Here is a 21567-nt window from a genome sequence, read left to right on the forward strand (position 1 = left end):
GTTCTCGAAATTGCCACCGGTGGCACCGGTGATCGTGGTGCTGACGGTGCTGCCGTTGTTGTAGACGTCGTTGGCCGGGGTTTCGACGTTCACGGAGCCGGTGGTTTTTCCGGCTTCGATGGTGATGGTCGAGCCGTTGGACAGGGTCACGGTGACCGGCGTCTGCGCCGGGTTGGTCAGGGTCGCGGTGTAGGTGATCTGGCCACCTTCAGTGACGCTTGAACCCGCTGTCAGCGTAACGGTAGTGGTGTCGACGGTGTCGGTGACCTGGGTCACGGCCGGAGCAGTCGGCGGGGTGACCACGATACCGCTGCCACCCGTGGTGCCAGTGACGGTCACGTCGATTTGGGTCGGATCGTTATAAACAGTGTCGTTCGGCGCCAGAGGAACGTTGACGGTACCGGTAGTCTGGCCGGCTGTGATCACGATCACCGCGCCGTTGGACAGGGTGATGGTCAGGTCGGTCAGCGGTGCCTGGGTCAGGGTCGCGGTGTAAACCAGTACACCACCGGCCTCGGTGATGGTCGGCGTGGCGCTCAGGCTCAGGGTCGATTCGCGCAGAGCATTGGAGCTGGTATTGGCGGTCTGGCCGCCAGTGGTGTTTTGTGTTGCCAAAGCCGCAGTGGCGAGGCCTGCGGTAGGGAAGCCAATGGTCGGGTCGACCCGGGCAGCGGTTGCCTCCAGAGCCACGAAGCTGTGGCCGCCACCGGCAGAGCCGCCCGCGCTTGCGGCGGTCGGGCCGGCAGCAGTGGCTTCAAGCGCGGTGGTTGGGTCGGCTCCGGCAGCGATGGCTTGCTGCAGTTCGTCAACTGATGGCGCCGCTTGTGCAGTGGCTTGTGCAAGGTCGGTGCTGGAGTCCGGATTGCTGCCACTCCACTGAGTGTCGCGGCCCAGGTCCAGGGTCCGCCCGTCAGCCAGTTCAAGGGTAATGGCGCCGGCGGCACCGGTGTCCACTTGGTCGCCCGCAAACAACCGGTCGCCTTCAACGAGTACGCGGCGGATGCCCTCTGGGGACACCGCGAAAACCTGACCAACAATGCTTTTGACGATGGCAACAACACTGCTCATTGAAGACTCTCCGGGTGTCACGTTCAGTTGACTTCCATGAACCGCTCGGGCGCGTTCGCCGATCGGGGCTGGACGTTCTTACAAAATTCGATACATAGCTTTGACGCGCAACCGTCAATAATTTGGCTATATTTTTTCGAAATTAACTTTATGCCAAACTATTGACCTTATGGGAGTCATCCTAAACAATCGTCAAGGTAATGTCACATTGATATTTAAGCGGCGACCTGTCCTACAGTGTGTGATCCAGTTCCGATTTTGAACTTTCCGACATACGGTCATTCCGGTTGCCACCATGCGATGCAGCGCCATGTTCTGCAGTGATTCAAGACAAGAAGTCCCGGGAAATTCCAACTATGCGTTTGCACCTGTTCAAGGTTCTACCCTTCGCCTTTGCCGCCAGCGTTGTTCAGGCGCAAACCCTTCCGCAGGCCATGCAACAGGCACTGGATGTCCATCCGGAAATCCAGGCAGGGGTCAATAGTCGGCTGGCCGCGGATTATCAATTAAAGGCTGCAAAAGGTGGATACCTGCCACGGGTCGATCTGCTGGGCGGTTATGGTCGCGAAGGCACCGACAGTGTCTCCACCCGTGCCGCTGGCGGCAGCAACCACTGGGAAACGCTGAACCGGAGCGAGTCAAGTTTACGTCTGTCACAGATGGTTTTTGACGGTTTTGCGACGTCCAGCGAAGTGGGGCGTCAACAAGCCACCGTTAATTCCCGTGCTTATTCCTTGATGGGCACCTCGGAACGCACCGCGTTGACCGTCGCTCAGGTTTATCTCGATGTGCTGACCCGCCGCGAATTCGTGCGCCTGGCCGAAGACAACCTGAAAAACCACGAACGGATTTTTGACCAGATCAAATTGCGCACCCAGCGCGGCGTGGGCAGCGGCGCCGACCTCGATCAGGCCGAAGCACGCATGGCCCAGGCCCGCAACAATCTGATCACCGAGCAGACCAACCTGGCAGACGCCCAGACCAACTTCCTCAGTGCCGTCGGCCAAATGCCCGATCAACTGGAGCGGCCTGCCGATTTTATGGCGCTGTTGCCAGCCAACCTGAATGAAGCCCGGGCGCAGATGCTGGAAAACAGCCCGATCCTGCGTTCCGCCGAATCGGATATCGCTGCTGCCGAGAAACAGTACGAAGCCGCCAAGTCGAGCTTCTACCCGCGCTTCGATGCCGAACTGGGTCGCACCGCCGACAACGACCTCGATGGTCAGAACGGTCACAACAACGAATGGCAGGCCATGCTGCGCATGCGCTTCAATTTGTTTGCCGGTGGCAGCAACAAGGCCGATCTGGAATCCAAGTCCTACCTGTCGAACCAGGCGCTGGATATTCGCAACAACGCCCTGCGTGTGTTGAATGAAGAACTGGGCCTGGCCTGGAATGCCCTGAACAACGCCAACGCCCAGGTGCCGATCGCCCAGCAATATGTCGATCGCAGCGCCAGCGTGCGCGGCGCGTATCAGAAGCAATTCAGCCTCGGCGAACGGACGCTGCTTGACTTGCTCGACAGTGAAAACGAGCTGTTCACCGCTTCCCGTCGGCTGGTCGAGATCAAAAACATTCAGTTATTTACTCAGTACCGAATCAAGGCGACCATGGGCGAATTGCTCAAAAGTCAGGGCGTAGTCGCACCGTTGGCATCCGTTGTGCAGAATGACGTGAAGCCCAAGGTCCAGCTGCCTGGGATGAATTGAGTCCTGCCCCATTTCAACCGTTAGCCAAGAGTGTCGAGCGTGGAATCAGAAGTCAGTCGAGTTCAACTCATTCATGATCCACGCGCGCTGCATGACGATCCGTTATTGGACGGCCTGCTAGCCCTCTGCACGTTGCACCAGAAGCCGGCCAGCGCGGCGATGCTGACCACCGGCTTACCGTTGCCCAAACAGCGCCTGAGCGTCGAACTGCTGCCTCGTGCGGCCGCTCGCGCCGGGCTGCAAGGGCGGGTGCTGCAACGCAAGCTGGAGCAGATTCCGGCGATCGCCATGCCGGCGCTGTTGCTGCTCAAGGACGGACGCAGTGCGGTGCTGCTCGGCTGGCACGGTGAAGACCAGGCCCGCTTGCTGCTCAGTGAAAGCGATGGTGGCGAAGTCTGCGTCAGTCGTGAACTGCTCGCCGACGACTACAGCGGCAAAGTGTTCTTCGCCCAACCCCAGCACAAATTCGACGTTAACCACGGCACGCTGATCCCGCGCGCGCGTTCGTGGTTTCGCGACACCCTCAAGCGTTCGCGCTGGCTGTACGTCGACGCCATCGCTGCCAGTCTGCTGATCAATATCATCGCCATGGCCGCGCCGCTGTTCGTGATGAATGTCTACGACCGCGTGGTGCCGAACCAGGCCGAATCGACCCTTTGGGTGCTGGCCATCGGCATCACCGGCGCTTATGTGTTCGACCTGATTCTCAAGAGCCTGCGCAGTCTGTGCCTGGACCTGGCGGGCAAGAAAACCGACCTGATCATTTCAGCGACGCTGTTTGAGCGCATCGTCGGCATGGCCATGAAGTACCGCCCGGCGCGGGTCGGCAGCTTCGCCCAGAACATCCATGAATTTCAGAGCCTGCGCGACTTCCTCGCGTCGCTGACCCTTACCAGCCTGATCGACCTGCCGTTTACGCTGTTGATCTTCCTGGTCATCGCGATCCTCGGCGGGCATCTGGTGTGGATTCCGGTGCTGGCGTTCCCGATTGCGCTGCTGATCGGTTATGCCTTGCAGAAGCCGCTGGTGGCGACCATGGAGCGAACCATGGCCCTGGGCGCCGAGCGCCAGTCGAGCCTGATCGAAACCCTCGCCGGTCTTGATGCGGTCAAGGTCAACAACGCTGAAAGCGAACGCCAGTATCAGTGGGAACAGACTATCGGCACCCTCAGCCGCCTTGAGCTGCGGGTGAAAATGCTGTCTGGTCTGGCGATGAACATCACCTTGCTGATTCAGCAATTGGCCGGGGTGATCATGATCGTCTTCGGCGTGTACCAGATCATTGCCGGCAACCTGAGCATGGGCGGTTTGATCGCCTGTTACATGCTCAGCGGTCGCGCCCTCAGCCCGCTGGCCTCGCTGTCCGGTCTGCTGACCCGCTACCAGCAAGCCCGCGTGACCATGACCTCGGTCGATCAGATGATGGAGTTGCCTCAGGAGCGCAATTTCGACGAGCGCCCGCTGAGCCGCAAGGTCCTGCAAGGCGCCATTGAATGCCGTCAGCTGACCTTCACCTATCCGAATCAACAGAACCCCGCGCTGAAGGGCATCAACCTGATCATCAAGCCGGGCGAGAAGATCGGCATCATCGGTCGCAGCGGCTCGGGCAAAAGCTCCCTGGCCAAACTGCTGGTGGGCCTCTATCAGCCGGACGACGGCGCGTTGCTGGTGGATGGTGTGGATATCCGCCAGATCGACGTCAGCGAACTGCGCCACAATATTGGCTACGTGCCCCAGGACATCCAATTGCTCGCTGGTACGTTGCGCGACAACCTGGTGTCGGGCGCGCGCTATGTCGAAGACGAATTGGTGCTGCAAGCTGCAGAGCTGGCCGGCGTCCATGAGTTCGCCCGCCTGCACCCGCAAGGTTATGAACTGCAAGTAGGTGAGCGTGGGCAGAACCTGTCCGGCGGTCAGCGCCAGAACGTGGCCCTGGCCCGAGCGTTGCTGCTCAACCCGCCGATCCTGTTGCTGGACGAACCCACCAGCGCCATGGACAACACTGGCGAAGAGCGCCTGAAACAACGCCTCGCTGCCGTGGTGGAAAACAAGACCGTGGTGCTGGTGACGCACCGGGCCTCGCTGTTGTCGCTGGTGGATCGCCTGCTGGTGATCGACCGCGGGCAGATTCTCGCCGATGGCCCGAAAGCCGCCGTGATGGAAGCGTTGAAAAAGGGGCAGATCAGTGTTGCTTAAGTCCGGGGTCAAAGAATCCATCCGCCGCTGCTTCAAAGGCTCCGCGTCGCTGCAAGGCCAGCCCCTTCCCGAGGTCAACAAAGCGCTGATCGAGGACGCCCCGCGCGTGGTGCGGTTGACGATCTGGGCGATCATCGGCTTCTTCGTGTTCCTGATGCTGTGGGCCAATTTTGCGGTGATCGATGAAGTCACCAAGGGCGACGGCAAGGCGATTCCGTCGTCGAAGATCCAGAAAATCCAGAACCTTGAGGGTGGCATCGTTTCCGAGCTGTTCGTCAAGGAAGGGCAAATCGTCGAGGCTGGCGCGCCGCTGATACGTCTGGACGACACACGGTTTGCCTCCAACGTTGGCGAAACCGAAGCCGATCGGCTGTCGATGCTGTTGCGTGTGGAGCGCTTGAGCGCCGAGGTCGATGACCGTCCGTTGAATTTTCCCGCCGATGTGCTCAAAGCTGTACCCGGCCAGGCCGCCAGCGAACAGTCGTTGTACATCAGTCGTCGTCAGCAACTGCACGATGAGATCGGTGGCTTGCAGGAACAGTTGATCCAGAAGCAGCAGGAGCTGCGTGAGTTCACCTCCAAGCAGGCCCAGTACCGCAGCGGTCTGTCCTTGCAGCGTCAGGAAATCGCCATGTCCGAGCCGTTGGTGGCTCAGGGCGCGGTATCCCCGGTCGAGGTATTGCGACTCAAGCGTGCCGAGGTCGAAACCCGCGGCCAATTGGACGCCACCACCCTGGCGATCCCTCGCGCCGAATCGGCGATCAAGGAAGTGCAGCGCAAGATCGATGAGACTCGCGGTAAATTCCGCAGTGAAGCCTTGACTCAACTCAACGAAGCGCGCACTGATCTGAACAAGGCCCAGGCTACCGGCAAGGCGCTGGAAGACCGGGTCAGCCGGACGCTGGTGACATCGCCGGTGCGCGGCATCGTCAACAAGTTGCTGGTGAACACCATCGGTGGCGTGATCCAGCCGGGCAGCGACCTGGTGGAAATCGTGCCGCTGGACGACACCTTGCTGGTGGAAGCCAAGATTCGCCCGCAAGACATCGCCTTCCTGCATCCGGGGCAAGACGCCACGGTGAAGTTCACGGCTTACGACTACACCATTTATGGCGGGCTGAAAGCCAAGCTGGAGCAGATCGGTGCCGACACCATCACCGACGAAGACAAGAAGACCACGTACTACATCATCAAACTGCGCACCGAGCGCAGCCACCTCGGGACGGATGAGAAGCCGTTGCTGATCATTCCTGGGATGGTGGCGTCGGTGGATATCATTACTGGCAAGAAGACCATACTCAGTTATTTGCTCAAGCCGATTATCCGGGCCCGCGCCGAGGCGTTGCACGAGCGGTAGTTTTCGGGTGAGGCTGATGGCCTCTTCGCGGGCAAGCCTCGCTCCTACAGGACGCGGGGCTTCTGTAGGAGCGAGGCTTGCCCGCGAAAGCGTCCTCAAAGACACCACACTTCAAAAGCCATATCGTTATTCGCTAACGGTATTTAAATTTAAATTCTTATACCTATAAAGTCACTTCCCTGCGTACCTGCCGACCAATCGGCGCGCCGCACGACACGAACCAACACGGGACCTCCGTGAGTTTCTGATCGACGCGCGCCCTTGAGCGCGCCGTGCGTGGGAGTGATTTTTATGCCAGCTGTCTCTTTTTCCCCAAAGCCTGAGCCAACAAGCGCCGCCACCCTCGCGTCGCAAGCCTTCGAAATCCGTCCGTTCAGCGGCGCCGTCGGTGCCGCAATCATCGGCCTGGATCTGTCCCGCCCAATCAATGACCAGGACTTCTCCCGAATCCACCGTGCGCACCTGGATCATCATGTGGTGGTGTTCCGCGACCAGCGCATAACCCCCGAACAGCAGATCGCCTTCAGCCGCCGTTTCGGCGTGTTGCAGATCCACGTGCTCAAGCAATTCCTGCTGGCCGGGCATCCGGAAATCCTCATCGTTTCCAACATCATCGAAAACGGCCAATCCATCGGCCTCGGTGATGCCGGCAAGTTCTGGCACTCCGATCTCTCTTATAAAGAACTGCCGAGCCTGGGCTCGATGCTGCATGCCCAGGAACTGCCCTCCGAAGGCGGCGACACGCTGTTCGCCGACATGCACAAAGCCTGGGACAGCTTGCCCGAGGCGCTGCGTAAAGCCGTTGAAGGTCGTTCGGCCGCGCACTCCTACACGGCGCGTTACAGCGAGAGCAAATTCGAGGGCAACTGGCGTCCGACCCTGACGCCGGAGCAACTGGCTCAGGTCGCTGAAGTTGTTCATCCGATCGTCCGCACCCACCCGGAAAACGGTCGCAAGGCGTTGTTCGTCAGCGAGGGCTTCACCACCCGCATCGTCGGTTTGCCGGAAGACGAGAGCAAACAATTGCTCGACGAGCTCTACGCCCACAGCGTGTTGCCGCAAAACATTTACCGCCATCAATGGCAGGCCCACGACCTGGTGTTCTGGGACAACCGCTCGCTGATTCACCTCGCCGCCGGATGCCCCAGCCATCTGCGCCGCAAGTTGTATCGCACCACCATCCAGGGCGACGCGCCTTTCTGATTTCGGAGAACCCTCATGTCCAAACGTCTTCCATTTGCACCGTTGGCCGCCGCTATCGGCCTGGGTTTCAGCCTGCTCGCCGGCAGCCTGGTGGCGCCGACCGTGGCCCACGCCGAGGGTGAAATTCGTATCGCCGAACAATTCGGCATCGTTTATCTGCTGCTCAACGTGGTGCGCGATCAGAACCTGATCGAGAAGTACGGCAAGCAGGAAGGCATCGACATCAAGGTCGACTGGACCCAGCTCTCCGGCGGCTCGGCGGTCAACGATGCGTTGCTCTCCGGCTCCATCGACATTGCCGGTGCCGGCGTCGGGCCACTGCTGACCATCTGGGACCGCACTCACGGCAAACAGAACGTCAAGGCCGTGGCTTCCCTGGGCAACTTCCCTTACTACCTGGTGAGTAATAATCCGAAGGTCAAAACCATCGCTGACTTCACCGAAAAGGACCGCATTGCGGTGCCGGCGGTCGGGGTGTCGGTGCAGTCGCGCTTCCTGCAATACGCAGCGGCCAAGCAATGGGGCGACAAAGAGTTCAATCGCCTCGACAAGTACACCATCGCCGTTCCGCACCCGGATGCCACTGCGGCACTGATCGCTGGCGGCACCGAGTTGACCGGGCACTTCTCCAACCCGCCCTTCCAGGATCAGGCGCTGGAAAACCCCGGTGTGCACGTGGTGCTGAACACCTATGACCTGCTCGGCCCGAACTCGCCGACCGTGTTGTTCGCCACCGAGAAATTCCGCAACGAGAACCCGAAAACCTATAAAGCCTTCATCGCGGCGCTGACCGAAGCGGCCGAGTTTGCGCAGAACGATAAAGGCGCGGCGGCCGACACATACATCCGTGTCACCAAGGCAAAAATCGACCGTGCGGCGTTGCTGAAAATCATCGACAACCCGCAGTTCGAATTTACCGTCACGCCGAAAAACACTTACCCGCTGGCCGAGTTCCTCTACCGCGTCGGCGCGATCAAAAACAAACCGGATTCGTGGAAGGACTACTTCTTCCAGGATGCCAAACCGCTGCAAGGGAGCTGACCGACATGAACGCCCCCTTGCAAGGCCACACGGCCAGCAATCCGATCGCGGCCGCACAAGCGCTGCTGTCGGTCGACCAGGTCAGCCTGGAATACCGCACGCCGGCGCGTGTGGTTCGAGCGACCCATCAGGTCAGTTTCGAGGTCGATCCGGCGGACCGCTTTGTGTTGCTCGGTCCGTCCGGCTGCGGAAAATCGACGTTGCTCAAGGCGGTCGCCGGGTTCATCCCGCCCTGTGAGGGCGAGATTCGCCTGCAAGGCCAGCGGGTCGATGCGCCGGGGCCGGACCGGATCGTGGTGTTCCAGGAGTTCGATCAGCTGCCGCCGTGGAAAAGCGTCAAACAGAACGTGATGTTTCCGCTGCTCGCGTCCAAAACCCTCAAGCGTAAAGAGGCTGAAGAGCGGGCGCTGCACTATCTGGACAAGGTTGGTTTGGCGGCGTTTGCCGATGCCTATCCGCATACCCTGTCTGGCGGCATGAAAGCTCGGGTGGCGATTGCCCGGGCGTTGGCGATGCAACCAAAAATCCTGTTGATGGATGAACCCTTCGCCGCCCTCGACGCGCTGACCCGGCGCAAGATGCAGGAAGAGTTGCTGCTGCTCTGGGAGGAGGTGCGTTTCACGCTGCTGTTCGTCACTCACTCCATCGAAGAGGCGTTGGTGGTGGGCAACCGGATTCTGCTGCTGTCGCCTCATCCGGGGCGGGTACGAGCCGAAGTCCACAGCCATCAATACGATTTGCACAGCCTCGGCGGTGTGGCGTTCCAGGAATCGGCGCGGCGGATTCATCGGCTGTTGTTCGATGAAGGCCAGTCACCGGAAACCGCGCGTGAGCTGGATTTCGCCGATATTCGCATCGCTTATTGAGCCATTGAGAGGAGTGCCCGATGAGCCCGCTATCATCCGCGCGTAAAGAGTACGAAACCGTTTTGCAGCCGCTGACGAGTGTCCCGCTGGAGCGTGAGTTAGCCCTCGGTCAGCGTCTCTGGCAACAGGGCTGGTTGCGTAAAAGCCTGATCCTGATTGTGCTCGCGCTGCTCTGGGAAGCCGTTGCCCGTTATCAGAATAACGACCTGCTGCTGCCAGGTTTTCTGCAAACCGCCAGCGCGCTGTACGACGGCCTGCTCAGCGGTGAACTGTTGGGCAAGGTGTGGATTTCGCTGGTGGTGTTGTTGAAGGGCTACCTGATCGGGATTGTGCTGGCGTTTGCCCTGACCACATTGGCGGTGTCGACACAATTGGGTCGCGATCTGCTGAGCACGCTGACCTCGATGTTCAACCCGTTGCCGGCGATTGCGCTGTTGCCGCTGGCGCTGCTGTGGTTCGGGCTGGGGCAGAACAGTCTGATTTTTGTACTGGTGCATTCGGTGCTCTGGGCGTTGGCCTTGAACACCTATGCCGGGTTCCTTGGCGTTTCGGAAACCCTGCGCATGGCGGGGCGCAATTACGGCCTCAAGGGCATGCGTTTCGTGTTGTTCATCCTGATCCCGGCCGCGCTGCCGTCGATCCTCGCCGGTTTGAAAATCGGCTGGGCATTCGCCTGGCGCACGCTGATCGCCGCTGAACTGGTATTTGGCGCCACCAGCGGCAAGGGTGGGTTGGGGTGGTACATCTTCCAGAACCGTAATGAGCTGTACACCGACAAGGTGTTTGCCGGGTTGGCGGTGGTAATCCTGATCGGTTTGCTGGTGGAGAATCTGGTGTTTGATACGTTGGAGCGGGTGACGGTGAAGCGTTGGGGGATGCAGCGGTGATCTTTTGATCTGCTAGCATTGCGTCTGAATCAATCCAGACCAGCTATGAGTGCTCAGCATGCAACTCCCGGACATGAACCTGTTGGTCGCCCTCGACGCCTTGCTCGACGAGGGCAGCGTGGTGGGCGCTGCGCGACGGATGAACCTCAGCCCGGCGGCGATGAGCCGGACGCTGACGCGGATTCGCGAGGCCATCGGCGATCCGATTCTGGTACGCGCCGGCCGTGGCCTGGTGCCGACGCCCAAGGCGCTGGAGCTGCGCGAGCAAGTGCGGGACCTGGTGGAACAGGCCGCTTTGCTGTTCCGTTCTGCCGATGACGTGGACCTGGGCAGCTTGCGCCGGCGGTTCAGCATTCGCGCCAATGATTTCTTTGTGGGCGTCTATGGCGGCAAGCTGTTCGACACGATGGAGCGCCAGGCTCCGCATTGCGAACTGCGCTTTGTCCCCGAGGGCGACGGGGACGATGAAGCCTTGCGCGAAGGACGCATCGATCTGAGCGTCAGCAACAATCGACCGCTGATGCCGGAAGTGAAGGTGCAAAACCTGTTCTCCACCCACTTTGTCGGACTGGTGCGCGAAGACCATCCGCTGTTCGATGACGAGATCACCGCCGAGCGTTACGCCGGCTTTTCCCATATCAGCATGTCCCGTCGCGGGATCGCCCGTGGGCCGATCGACACGGCGCTCAATGCCTTGGGGCTGGAACGGCGGGTGGCGGTGATTGCGCCGAGTTTCCATGCGGCGATGTTCGCCTTGCCGGATTCCGACCTGATCCTGCCGGTGCCCAAAGAAGCATTGCTGAGTGTGCGGCGCCTGGGCTTGAAGCTGCGCTCGTTCACCCTGCCGATTCCGCTACCTACCCTCATGCTGACCCAGGCCTGGCACCCGCGCTTCGACAAAGACCCGGCGCACCGCTGGATGCGTGAAACGCTCAAGGCTTGTTGCGACGAGACCTGGCTGGCGGCACAGCCGGTTTGAAGATCAAGGGATCGCATCCTTTAATCATTGCGTTTAGTGCACTTATAAGCTGCCAATAAGTCAATTTTCGTAAGGCATCGCACTTCCTAAAATGCTTCGGTATTCCCCTTCCGGAGCGTGCAGTACATGACTTCCCTCCCGGTCGCGGCGCCTCTCGCTGCGACTACTCCAGCGACCGCCGTCGCACCGCCGGTCTTCGGCCCGCGAATCATCATTGGCCTGGTGGGTGTGTTGCTGGCGGTGTTGGTGTCAGGCCTGAACGAGATGGTGACCAAGGTCGCCCTGGCCGACATTCGCGGTGCGTTGGCCATCGGCTACGACGAAGGCACCTGGCTGGTCGCCAGCTACACCGCGACCTCGGTGGCCGCCATGGCGTTTGCTCCTTGGTGTTCGGTGACGTTCTCGTTGCGGCGTTTCACCTTGTGCGCCATCAGCGTCTTCACTCTGTTGGGCGTGCTGTGCCCGTTTGTCCCGAATTATGAAAGCCTGCTGGTCATGCGCACCCTGCAGGGCCTGGCCGGTGGTGCGTTGCCGCCGATGCTGATGACCGTTGCGCTGCGGTTCCTGCCGGCCAATGTGAAGCTCTATGGTCTGGCCGGTTATGCCCTGACGGCAACCTTCGGCCCTGGTCTCGGCACGCCGCTGGCCGGGTTGTGGACCGAGTACGTCGGCTGGCAATGGACCTTCTGGCAAATCGTCGTGCCGTGCCTGATTGCCATGGCGGCGGTGGCTTACGGTCTACCCCAGGATCCGCTGCGTCTGGAACGCTGCAAGTCATTCAACTGGCGTGGCTTGCTACTGGGGTTTCCGGCGATTTGCATGTTGGTGATCGGCATCCTGCAAGGCAATCGGCTGGACTGGTTCGAGTCGAGCCTGATCTGCGCACTGCTCGGCGGCGGGCTGCTACTGCTGGTGCTGTTCCTGATCAACGAGTGGTCGCAACCGATTCCGTTCTTCAAGTTGCAGATGCTCGGCATCCGCAACCTGTCGTTCGCATTGTTGACCCTGGCCGGCGTGTTGGTGGTGTTGCTCGTGGTGGTGATCATTCCCTCCAGTTACCTGGCTCAGGTCCAGGGCTATCGCCCCATACAGACTGCGCCAATTATGCTGTTGGCGGCGTTGCCACAGTTGATCGCGCTGCCGTTGGTGGCGGCGCTGTGCAACCTGCGTTGGGTCGATTGCCGCTGGGTGCTGGGGATCGGCCTGAGCATGCTGGCGCTGTCTTGCATCGGCGGCTCGCAGCTGACGTCGGCGTGGATTCGTGACGATTTCTACGTCCTGCAATGGCTGCAGATTTTCGGTCAACCCATGGCCGTGCTGCCGCTATTGATGCTCTCCACCGGCAGCATCACCCCGATGGAAGGACCGTTCGCCTCGGCCTGGTTCAACACGGTCAAAGGCCTGGCGGCAGTGATCGCCACCGGTGTGATCGATGCGCTGACCACCGCAAGGCTGCATTTCCACTCGAGCATGCTGGTGGACAACCTCGGTAACTCGCCTCTGGTTGATAGCGCCAGCGCGAACCTCGCTCACCGTCTGCATCAGCAGGCTGTGGTGCTGACTTCTTCCGATCTTTATCTGTGCATGGCCGGCGTCGCGGTGGCGCTGATCCTGCTGATTTTCTGGCTGCCGACGCGGATTTATCCACCGCGCGCGCCAACTTGAACGCTTCACTGAAACAGAAGGTTTTTATGACGACTCAATCAAAGCAAAAAATCGCTGTCGGCGTTGCCGCAGCGATGGTGGTCGGCGTGTTGATTTACCTGCTGGCGCCGGGCTTGTTCGGCAAGCGTACACAGCAAAGCACTAATGATGCCTTCGTCTCGGCGGACTTCACCCTGGTGGCGCCGCGTGTGGCGGGATTCATCAAGGAAGTGCTGGTGGAGGACAACCAACAGGTCAAGGCCGGGCAACTGCTGGCGTTGATCGACGACCGCGACCTGCGCGCTGCCGCTGAGGCTGCCGACGCGCAAACCCTGGTGGCCAGGGCGCAGCTGCAAAACGCCCGGGCGACCCTGGAACGCCAGACGTCGGTGATCGCTCAGGCCCAGGCTACGGTGGTTTCGGCGAAGGCGGAGATGGCTTTCGCCGAGCATGAACTGAACCGCTACAACCACCTCGCCGGGGTGGGTGCCGGCACCGTGCAGAATGCCCAGCAGGCGCGCACGCGCATCGATCAGGCCACCGCTCGGTTGGCCAATGCCACAGCGGCGCTGGCGGCGGAACGCAAACAAGTGGAGATCTTGACTGCCCAGCGCGATGCCGCCGAAGGTGGACTGAAACGAGCGCAAGCGGCGCTGGAAATGGCCAGTTACGAACTGTCCTATACGCGCATCGTTGCCCCCCAGGACGGCATGGTCGGCGAGCGCGCGGTGCGGGTCGGCGCCTATGTCACACCGGGCAGCAAGATTCTGGCCGTGGTGCCGCTGGAGCGGGCGTATGTGGTCGCCAATTTTCAGGAAACCCAATTGACCGACGTACAGCCGGGGCAGGACGTGCAGGTGCATGTCGACAGTCTTGGTGGCGAAGCCCTGCAGGGACGCGTCGAGAGCATCGCACCGGCCACCGGCGTGACCTTCGCGTCAGTCAAACCGGACAACGCCACCGGCAATTTCACCAAGGTTGTGCAACGGATTCCGGTGAAAATCATCCTCGATCCAGGCCAGCCATTGGCCGAGCGGTTGCGGGTGGGGATGTCGGTGGAGGCGAGTATTGATACTGCCAGCGCTACGGCCGATGAGCATGAGGTCGCACAACGATGAACTTCGCTAATCACACATCCCCGTGGCGAGGGAGCTTGCCCCCGTTCGAGTGCGCAGCGCTCGCAAATTTCGGGTCCACTGCGCGGCCCAACGGGGGCAAGCCCCCTCGCCACAGAGCTAGTATTCGCTCTGTCGCTATTGTGTTGAACCTGCTTTCGTTGAGTGCCTGCACCGTCGGACCGGACTTCCAGCGCCCTCAGCCGCAGCAAGTCGCCCAATGGTCGAAACCGGCCAAAGCCGCCGCCAGTCAGGTCGTTCCCAACGAGATGGACGAACGCTGGTGGGAAGTGTTCCACGATCCGAAACTCTCGGCCCTGACCCAACGCGCCCTGACCGACAACCTCGATTTGAAACTCGCCAGCAGCCGCTTGCAACAAAGCCGCGCCGCGCGCCAGGTAATCACCGCCGAGCGCTATCCCAACACTACCGCCACTAGTAGCTACGGGCGCAAACGCAACAGTGGTGAAGGACTGAACGATCCGTCGGGCAATAACGGCGACTCGGCGTACAACCTGTGGGATGCAGGCTTTTCCGCTTCCTGGGAACTGGATTTCTGGGGTCGTGTGCGCCGCGAAACCGAAGCCGCCGATGCCACCCTGGAGGTGGCGGAAAACGATCGCCGTGGCGTGCTGCTGTCGGTGCTCGCCGAAACGGCTCAGGACTATATTCAACTGCGCGGTGTGCAAAGCACCTGGACCGTCACCGAGCAGAATCTCGACGTCGCCCGGCATAGTTTGAAACTCTCGCAACTGCGCTTGGCCGACGGTGTAGCGACGGATCTGGACGTCGCCGAAGCCGCCGCGCAAGTCGCGGCCATCGAATCACGTTTACCGGCGCTGGAGCAGCGTCAGTCGCAACTGATCAACGCGCTGAGCCTGTTGATGGGCGAACCGCCGCAAGCGTTGTCCGCCGAGTTATCCACAGACGCCCCGGTACCGCAAACCCCGCGACAGGTCGCCATCGGCTTGCCGTCGCAATTGGCCGAGCGCCGCCCGGATATCCGCCAGGCCGAAGCCCGACTGCATGCCGCGACCGCCAGCATCGGTGTGGCCAAGGGTGACTTCTATCCGCGAATCACCCTGTCGGGCAACATCGGTTCGCAAGCCCTGCAACTGAGCGATTTCGGCTCCTGGGGCTCGCGCTCGTTCAGCATCGGTCCGCAATTGAGCTTGCCGCTGTTCGACGGCGGTCGGCTGCGGGGCGTGTTGCATCTGCGCGAAGCCCAACAACAGGAAGCGGCCCTGGCTTACCAGCAAACCGTGCTGCGGGCATGGCATGAAATCGACAATCAACTCACCGCCTACAACGCCAGCCAATTGCGCCGCGACAGCCTCGCCGAAGCCGTGCGCCAGAACCAGATCGCCCTGCGCACCGCGCAACAGCAGTACGTCGAAGGGGTGGTGGATTTCGTCAACGTCCTGACCGTGCAAGGCGAATTGCTGGCGACCCAGCAACAGTGGGTCGAGAGCTCGACCGGGGTGTCGTTGGCGATGGTGGGGTTGTACAAGGCGTTGGGTGGGGGATGGGAGTCGGTGTATCCGGTGGCAGGGGCCGTTACCAATAATCCGGCTTGATCGCGGGTGCCTTATGAGTAGCCACACGAACTGGAAACTGGTGCGACTGCAGCTCTTCTGAGGTTACGACACGTCGCATCCAGTGTGAGTGCTCCTTTAAAGAGCCTGGTGATGGACGGTTTAACTCGGCTCGATGAGGAAGAATGACTCCAACTCTTATGTCTGGGAAATCTTCTCGAATTGCTCTCAGGGCTGGAGTCATATCGGTGTCGCTGGATACCAGGACTAGCTGTTCGATTTGCTCATGGAAATGGAGCTTGGCCTGCCTTGCCGCAGTGCGATACATGCTGATTGCGATGTGGACATCCGTTTCTTTTTCTTCAAGCTTCCAGATGTCGATCTTGTCTTGGCGAGAGGCGGCGGTCTTTCTGTCAATGAAGCGAGGTGCTTTAGCTGGCTCAAGTTTATGGCGACCATAGTGAACGGCAACATTAGTCGCTTTTAAAGCACGCACATAGGTGTCTTGAGCTTCTTTGGACACTCTGCCGCGAGTGGCAAGTTCTGGTTTGACAGATGAGGTGAAGTAATCAACCGAGATGAGTGAATTTTGTGGGTTCTCGATGTGGGCGACATGGCCCAGCAAGCCTTTCAGATTGAGCCATTTGTATGGGGTACCCGCGAGCAATCCATAGAACACGTTGTAGCCATCAACAAAGAAAGCGGTACGCACAAACTCAATCCTCAGAAACGAAAAAACCGGCCTAGGCCGGTTTCTTCACCACCAACTGCCAGTGAACTTAATCTCTGCGTACGGGGTTCAGTAAGACGATCCTAAGTCGAGTTAGCGATGACGTCAACCGTTGACTGACCAAGGCATCACTCGGAGGGACATCCCCAGCGCCGGCAAGCCAGTTTTGTGCATTTGTCTGGTTGATGGTCAAGCCATTCCTGGACCCATCTATTAATGATTGTTACGGCGGAAAGGGTAGATGTGCCGTTGCGTTTGTAGGGGATGAAGTGTCTATTGCCGATTTCGTTTTTGATCGAATGGTCGTTCCTGATTTCTTGTGGGATTTATTACCGATACTCATCGAGCTCGGAAATCAACGACCGCTCTGAAAATTTTGTCCTTTTTGAAACATTACATTTCCAACCAATGATGGCTATCTGCTTGACGCGCCCCCCCGCTGTCGTAGACTCCGCTCATCCGTCAGGGAGTTACGGTTATGCGGCGTTTTCGTGTTTGGGTTGCGGGATTAACCTTTGTAACGTGCGTAGTACAGGCGCAAACGCCTGCGCCAGACGATCCGTTGTTGGAAAGCAACGCGGTCGGCGGTAACGCGTCAGCCAGCAGTGAGGCCCGTGGTGTGTTGCGAGCCCGGGATCAGGCGGTGCTCGCCAGTGAGTTGTCCGGGCGGATTGTCGAGTTGCCGTTCAGTGAGGGCGAGTCGTTCAAAAAGGGCGACACCCTGGCGCGGTTTGACTGCTCGGCTTATCAGGCTCAGCTCAACGCGGCACAGGCCGCCAATCGTGGCGCCGGTGAGGAGCTGGCCCATAATCGGCAACTGGCGGCGTTGAATTCGGTGGGGCGCTTTGAAGTGGCGCGGGCCGAGGCCAAGGTCAGCGAAACCCAGGCGCAATCTCAGGTTTATCAGGTTCAGGTCAAACGCTGCAGTGTGGTCGCGCCGTTCGATGGCCAGGTCGTCGAGCGCAAGGTCAAGCGCTACGAAAGCGTTGCCGCTGGCGCGCCGTTGCTGGATGTGGTCGATAACCGCACCCTGGAAATTCACCTGTTGGTGCCTTCACGCTGGATGGGCAAGCTCAAGCCCGGCCAGACGTTCAGTTTTGTCCCCGATGAAACCGGTCAGCCGCTGGATGCCACGGTCAAGCGCCTCGGCGCGCGGATCGACGAAGGCAGCCAGACCTTGCTGCTGGTGGCGACACTGCCCAACGCCAGCGGCCTGTTGGCCGGCATGAGCGGAACGGCGCGTTTCGCGGAGCTCAAGTGAACGCCCCGGTAACGGGCGGCGCCGAGCAGGTGTTCGCCAGGTTTCTCGACCTCGAACGCCAGACCCGCGCGGCTCGTAATCCTTCGCAACTGGCCTACAGCCTGGTCAATGACGGTCAGTCGCTGTTCAGTTTCCGCCATGCCGCATTGTTGATCGCCGGCAAGGTGCAGGCGGTGACCGGTGTCAGTGCGGTGGAGCCGAATGCGCCGTTCGTGGCGTTTGTCGAGCAAGCGGTCGCGCAGTTGTTCAAGCTCGAGGTGCTGAAACAGGCACGGGTGATCGCGCCCGATCTGCTCAGTGAATCGATTCAGGCCGATTGGCAAAGTCTGTCGGCCGCTCAGGTGTTCTGGTTGCCACTGATTGATCATCAGGGCGAGATCTTCGGCGGGCTGTGGCTGGCGCGGGATGTGCCGTGGAACCCTGCCGAGCAGGTGCTGTTGTCGCAACTGGGCGACACCTACAGCCATGCCTGGCTGGCGCTGCAACCGCGCAAACCCTGGCGACTGCGCTGGACGCGCAAGCGTCAGGTGGCACTGGTCGCCGTGTTGTTGCTCGGGTTACTGATTCCGGTGCGCCAATCGGTGTTGGCGCCGGCTGAGGTCGTCCCGTTGGGCGGTCGGGTGGTCGCGGCGCCGCTGGACGGGGTGATCGCCGAGTTCCTGGTCAAACCCAACCAGACGGTGAAGACCGGCGACCTGCTGCTGCGCTTCGAAAGCACCACGCTCAAGGCTCAGGCTGATGTGGCCGAGCGCGCTCTGGGCGTTGCCGAAGCGGAACTCAAGGCCAATTCCCAACGTTCCTTCGCCGATGCCGAATCCAGTTCGAAAATCGATCTGCTGGCCGCACGTGTCGAGCAGAAACGCGCCGAACGGGATTACGCCCGTGAACTGCTCAAACGCAGCGAAGTGCGTGCCGAGCGGGATGGCATCGCGGTGTTCGCCGATGCCGAACGCTGGACCGGCAAACCGGTACAGACCGGCGAGCGCTTGATGGAACTCGCCGACCCGAATCAGGCCGAGTTGCGCATCGAATTGGCCGTGGGCGATGCGATCGCCCTGGAGCCTGGGGCGCAGGTCGCACTGTTTCTCGACAGCGATCCACTGCAGCGGCACCAGGCCAGGCTCGAACGTTCGGCCTATGAAGCGCAGCCAACAGCTGGCGGGCAACTGGCTTATCGACTGGATGCGACATTCGACGGCGCACCGCCGCGCATTGGCTTGCGTGGCACGGCGAAAGTCTTCGGTGACCGTGCGCCGCTGGCGCTGTACCTGTTGCGTCGACCGCTGGCCGGGTTGCGTCAGAGCGTAGGCCTTTAGATGAGCCTGCCGAGCCTGCGGGCAGACCTGCAATTGTCGACGGCGGCGCCGGCCCTCGACGGGTCACCATGCTGGACCCTGGCCGACCCGGTGCGTGGACGTTATTTCAAACTCGGCGCGGCGGCGATGCGCTTGCTGCGTCATTGGTCCCTGGGTGATCCCGAGCAGGTGCTGCGTGCCGCCAACCGCGAGCCAGGGCTGCCGCTGGACGGCGCGGCGCTTGAGCAATTGCTGGAATTTTTGCGCGGCCACGACCTGATCAGCGCCCTCGACCCATCGCAGCGCGCCAGTTACAGCCTGAAGGCCGCGGCTCAGCGCCAGAGCCTGTGGAAAATCCTGCTGCATCAATACCTGTTTTTCCGGATTCCGCTGTGGCGTCCGGACGCCTTTCTTAATCGCGTCTGGCCGTGGCTGGAGCGTTTCGGCCCGCGCGCATTGCGCTACGGATTGCCCGCGACGCTGGGGCTCGGGGTGTTTCTGGTGTCGCGGGACTGGCAGCGATTCATCGCCACCTTTCCGCACCTGTTCAGCCTCGGTGGCGCGCTGGCGTTCGCGGTGGCGTTGTTTTTCGCCAAGCTGTGCCACGAATTCGGCCACGCCTTCATGGCCAAGCGCGCCGGTTGTCGGGTGCAGAGCATGGGCGTGGCGTTCATGGTGCTGCTGCCGATGTTCTACACGGACGTCAGCGACGCCTGGCGGGTCAACGATAGACGTGCGCGTTTGCTGATCGGCGCCGGCGGGGTGCTGGCGGAACTGGTGCTGGCCTGTATCGCGCTGCTCGCCTGGTCACTGCTGCCCGATGGCCCCGGGCGCACGGCGGCGTTCATGCTCGCCAGTGCGACCTGGATTACTACGCTGGTGATCAACCTCAACCCGTTCATGCGTTTCGACGGCTACTTCTTGCTCAGCGACTTCTGGGAAGTGGACAACCTTCAGGGACGTGCCTTTGCCTTGTGTCGCTGGCGATTGCGCGAGTTCCTGTTCGGCTACGCTGCCCCGGCACCGGAGCCGTGGGCGCCGAGGATGYAGCGGCGGTTGTTGATCTGGGGATACGGCTCGTGGCTATGGCGCGCGGCGTTGTTTTTCGGGATTGCGCTGGCGGTTTATCACCTGTTCTTCAAGGTATTGGGGATCTTCCTGATGCTGGTGGAGCTGGTGTGGTTCATCTTCCTGCCGATCCTGAGCGAGTGGCGGCAATGGTGGAGTCGTCGCGAACAGGCGCATACGCCTCGGGTACTGCTCAGCAGCCTGACATTGTTCGGGCTGTTGTTGCTGCTGGCGCTGCCGTGGCGCAGCGCGGTGGAGCTGCCGACGATGCTGGAGGCGGGACACACCAGCGCCTTGCACGCGCCGGTGGCGGCGCGGGTAAAAACGGTGAATGTGCATGACGGTCAGGTTGTCGCCCAGGGCGAGGTGCTGATCGAGCTGGAATCACCGGACCTGGACTCACGCCAGGCCATCGTCCGCCGCGAGATCCAGATTCAGCAGTTGCAGATGCGTCGTCAGGCCAGCCGCAGCGAAACCGCGGCCGACGCCGGAATCGTCGAGCAGCGCCTGGCGGAAGCGGTGGCTGAATACCGCGGCCTGGTCGCCCAGCGTGAGCGACTGCTATTGCGTGCGCCCCACGCCGGCAAGGTGCGCGACCTGTTGCCGCAGTTAACGGTCGGTCGCTGGCTTTCGACTAAAGATCCTTTGGTGCGGGTGGTCGAAGACGGCGCGCGGTTGCGCGGTTATCTGGCTGAAGCCGAGCTCTGGCGTGTTGCTTCGGGTGCTCGCGGGCGGTTCATCGCCGATGACCCGATGCACCCGGCGATCGCCGTGCAATTAAGCGAAATCGATACCAACGGCGCGGCCTATGTCGATCAAGAGGCGCTGACTTCCGATCATCACGGGCCGATTGCCGTACGCCGGGATGAGCATCAGCGCGCCGAACCGGTGCAGGCGCAGTATGGCGCGCGGTTGAGCGTCCTCGAAGAGACGCCGACGCCGGTGCAACCTTTGCGCGGCATTGTGGTGTTGCAGGGCAGCGGCGAATCGTTGTTGGGCGTTGCCTGGCGGCGCATGGCAGCCCTGGGGGTCAGGGAAAGCGGTTTCTAGGGAGAACAGCGATGGCGAACAGCGATTCAGTGGCAGCGGACGGTCTGGTGGTCAGGCCTTCGCGCGCCAGCGATGGACCTTTTCTGCACAGCCTTTACCAGGCGGCGCGGCCGGATCTGCAATGGATCGACGGCGAGCAGGAAGTGGTCCAACAGGTGGTTGCCCAGCAATTCACCGTGCAGGAACAAGGACTGGGGGAAAACTTTCCCGACGCCATGCATTACGTGATCGAGAAACTCGACACAGCCATCGGCGCGTTGACCACCGACTTCGGTCCCAATGAAATTCGCGTGCTGTACCTGGCGTTCATCCCCCAGGCCCGAGGCCGGGGTTACGGGCGGACGGTGCTGCAAGGCGTGCAAAAAGCCGCGCAACAAATCCGCTGCCCTGTGGCGACGGTGGTCTGGGCCAACAATCCCCATGCGCGCCAGCATTACCTGGCGCTGGGGTTTCAGGTTGAAGAGCGCAACCCGGCGGCGGAGCGGTTGGTGTGGTACCCGCAGGGTTAAGAGCAATACAAAAAACCGTGGTGAGGGGCTCACCACATAAGCCCGCTCCCACAA

The 21567-nt window shown here is 60.9% G+C and carries 17 protein-coding genes; 15 read left to right on the top strand and 2 right to left on the bottom strand.

The window, feature by feature from the left end; translation table 11 throughout:
• Positions 1–1068, bottom strand: a 1068-nt coding sequence (locus AC1DIS_RS25270; protein ID WP_477781148.1) for a retention module-containing protein, incomplete at its 3' end; no start/stop codon positions are given.
• A 356-nt stretch (positions 1069–1424) separates the two neighbouring features.
• Here AC1DIS_RS25270 and AC1DIS_RS25275 point away from each other — a divergent pair.
• The 11 genes from AC1DIS_RS25275 (at position 1425) to AC1DIS_RS25325 (ending at position 15642) form a co-directional block, all read left to right on the top strand.
• A complete protein-coding gene (locus tag AC1DIS_RS25275) occupies positions 1425–2777 on the top strand; it encodes a TolC family outer membrane protein (protein WP_018929411.1) in 1353 nt (450 codons plus the stop codon).
• Positions 2778–2816: 39 nt separating this feature from the next.
• Positions 2817–4973, top strand: coding sequence for a type I secretion system permease/ATPase (locus tag AC1DIS_RS25280; RefSeq protein ID WP_018929410.1), 2157 nt, complete (start codon positions 2817–2819; stop codon positions 4971–4973).
• Positions 4963–6330, top strand: coding sequence for an HlyD family type I secretion periplasmic adaptor subunit (locus AC1DIS_RS25285; protein ID WP_477748832.1), 1368 nt, complete (start codon positions 4963–4965; stop codon positions 6328–6330). Before AC1DIS_RS25280 ends, AC1DIS_RS25285 begins: the two co-directional genes overlap by 11 nt.
• Positions 6331–6621: 291 nt before the next feature.
• Entirely contained in the window at positions 6622–7533 is a 912-nt protein-coding gene (locus tag AC1DIS_RS25290; RefSeq protein ID WP_477748607.1) for a TauD/TfdA dioxygenase family protein, read from the top strand.
• Positions 7534–7548: 15 nt separating this feature from the next.
• Positions 7549–8574 carry an ABC transporter substrate-binding protein gene (locus tag AC1DIS_RS25295; protein ID WP_433784676.1) on the top strand — a complete coding sequence of 342 codons (1026 nt, stop codon included), beginning with the start codon at positions 7549–7551 and terminating at the stop codon, positions 8572–8574.
• A gap of 5 nt (positions 8575–8579) precedes the next feature.
• Positions 8580–9440: an ABC transporter ATP-binding protein gene (locus AC1DIS_RS25300; RefSeq protein WP_477748608.1), complete on the top strand. Its 861-nt coding sequence runs from the start codon at positions 8580–8582 to the stop codon at positions 9438–9440.
• 20 nt (positions 9441–9460) lie between these two features.
• Positions 9461–10327, top strand: a complete 867-nt coding sequence (locus AC1DIS_RS25305) for an ABC transporter permease (protein WP_028939519.1) — start codon at positions 9461–9463, stop codon at positions 10325–10327.
• 58 nt (positions 10328–10385) lie between these two features.
• Entirely contained in the window at positions 10386–11306 is a 921-nt protein-coding gene (locus tag AC1DIS_RS25310) for a LysR family transcriptional regulator (RefSeq protein ID WP_019651583.1), read from the top strand.
• A gap of 126 nt (positions 11307–11432) precedes the next feature.
• Positions 11433–12971, top strand: a complete 1539-nt coding sequence (locus AC1DIS_RS25315) for an MFS transporter (protein WP_064615735.1) — start codon at positions 11433–11435, stop codon at positions 12969–12971.
• Between the two features lie 26 nt (positions 12972–12997).
• The gene (locus AC1DIS_RS25320; RefSeq protein WP_064615737.1) at positions 12998–14068 is read left to right on the top strand and encodes an HlyD family secretion protein; all 1071 of its coding nucleotides are present in this window, start codon (positions 12998–13000) and stop codon (positions 14066–14068) included.
• Positions 14065–15642 (top strand): efflux transporter outer membrane subunit, encoded by a 1578-nt coding sequence (locus AC1DIS_RS25325; RefSeq protein WP_064615740.1) that lies wholly within the window; start codon positions 14065–14067, stop codon positions 15640–15642. The genes AC1DIS_RS25320 and AC1DIS_RS25325 overlap by 4 nt, the downstream gene beginning before the upstream one ends.
• Here AC1DIS_RS25325 and AC1DIS_RS25330 read toward each other — a convergent pair.
• Positions 15623–16312: an NYN domain-containing protein gene (locus AC1DIS_RS25330; protein ID WP_019581661.1), complete on the bottom strand. Its 690-nt coding sequence runs from the start codon at positions 16310–16312 to the stop codon at positions 15623–15625. The two genes, AC1DIS_RS25325 and AC1DIS_RS25330, sit on opposite strands and share 20 nt — an antisense overlap.
• Before the next feature lie 496 nt (positions 16313–16808).
• Here AC1DIS_RS25330 and AC1DIS_RS25335 point away from each other — a divergent pair, with 496 nt between their 5' ends.
• From AC1DIS_RS25335 to AC1DIS_RS25350, 4 genes are read left to right on the top strand one after another with little or no spacing between them, the layout of a single operon-like run.
• A complete protein-coding gene (locus AC1DIS_RS25335; protein WP_018929403.1) occupies positions 16809–17591 on the top strand; it encodes an efflux RND transporter periplasmic adaptor subunit in 783 nt (260 codons plus the stop codon).
• On the top strand, positions 17588–18907 hold the full coding sequence (locus AC1DIS_RS25340) for an efflux RND transporter periplasmic adaptor subunit (RefSeq protein WP_477744077.1): 1320 nt from the start codon (positions 17588–17590) through the stop codon (positions 18905–18907). Before AC1DIS_RS25335 ends, AC1DIS_RS25340 begins: the two co-directional genes overlap by 4 nt.
• Positions 18908–21004 (top strand): site-2 protease family protein, encoded by a 2097-nt coding sequence (locus tag AC1DIS_RS25345; protein WP_477781149.1) that lies wholly within the window; start codon positions 18908–18910, stop codon positions 21002–21004.
• Positions 21005–21015: 11 nt separating this feature from the next.
• Positions 21016–21513: a GNAT family N-acetyltransferase gene (locus AC1DIS_RS25350; RefSeq protein WP_018929400.1), complete on the top strand. Its 498-nt coding sequence runs from the start codon at positions 21016–21018 to the stop codon at positions 21511–21513.
• Positions 21514–21567: the final 54 nt, after the last annotated feature.

The organism is Pseudomonas sp. 05N433 (assembly GCF_056396925.1).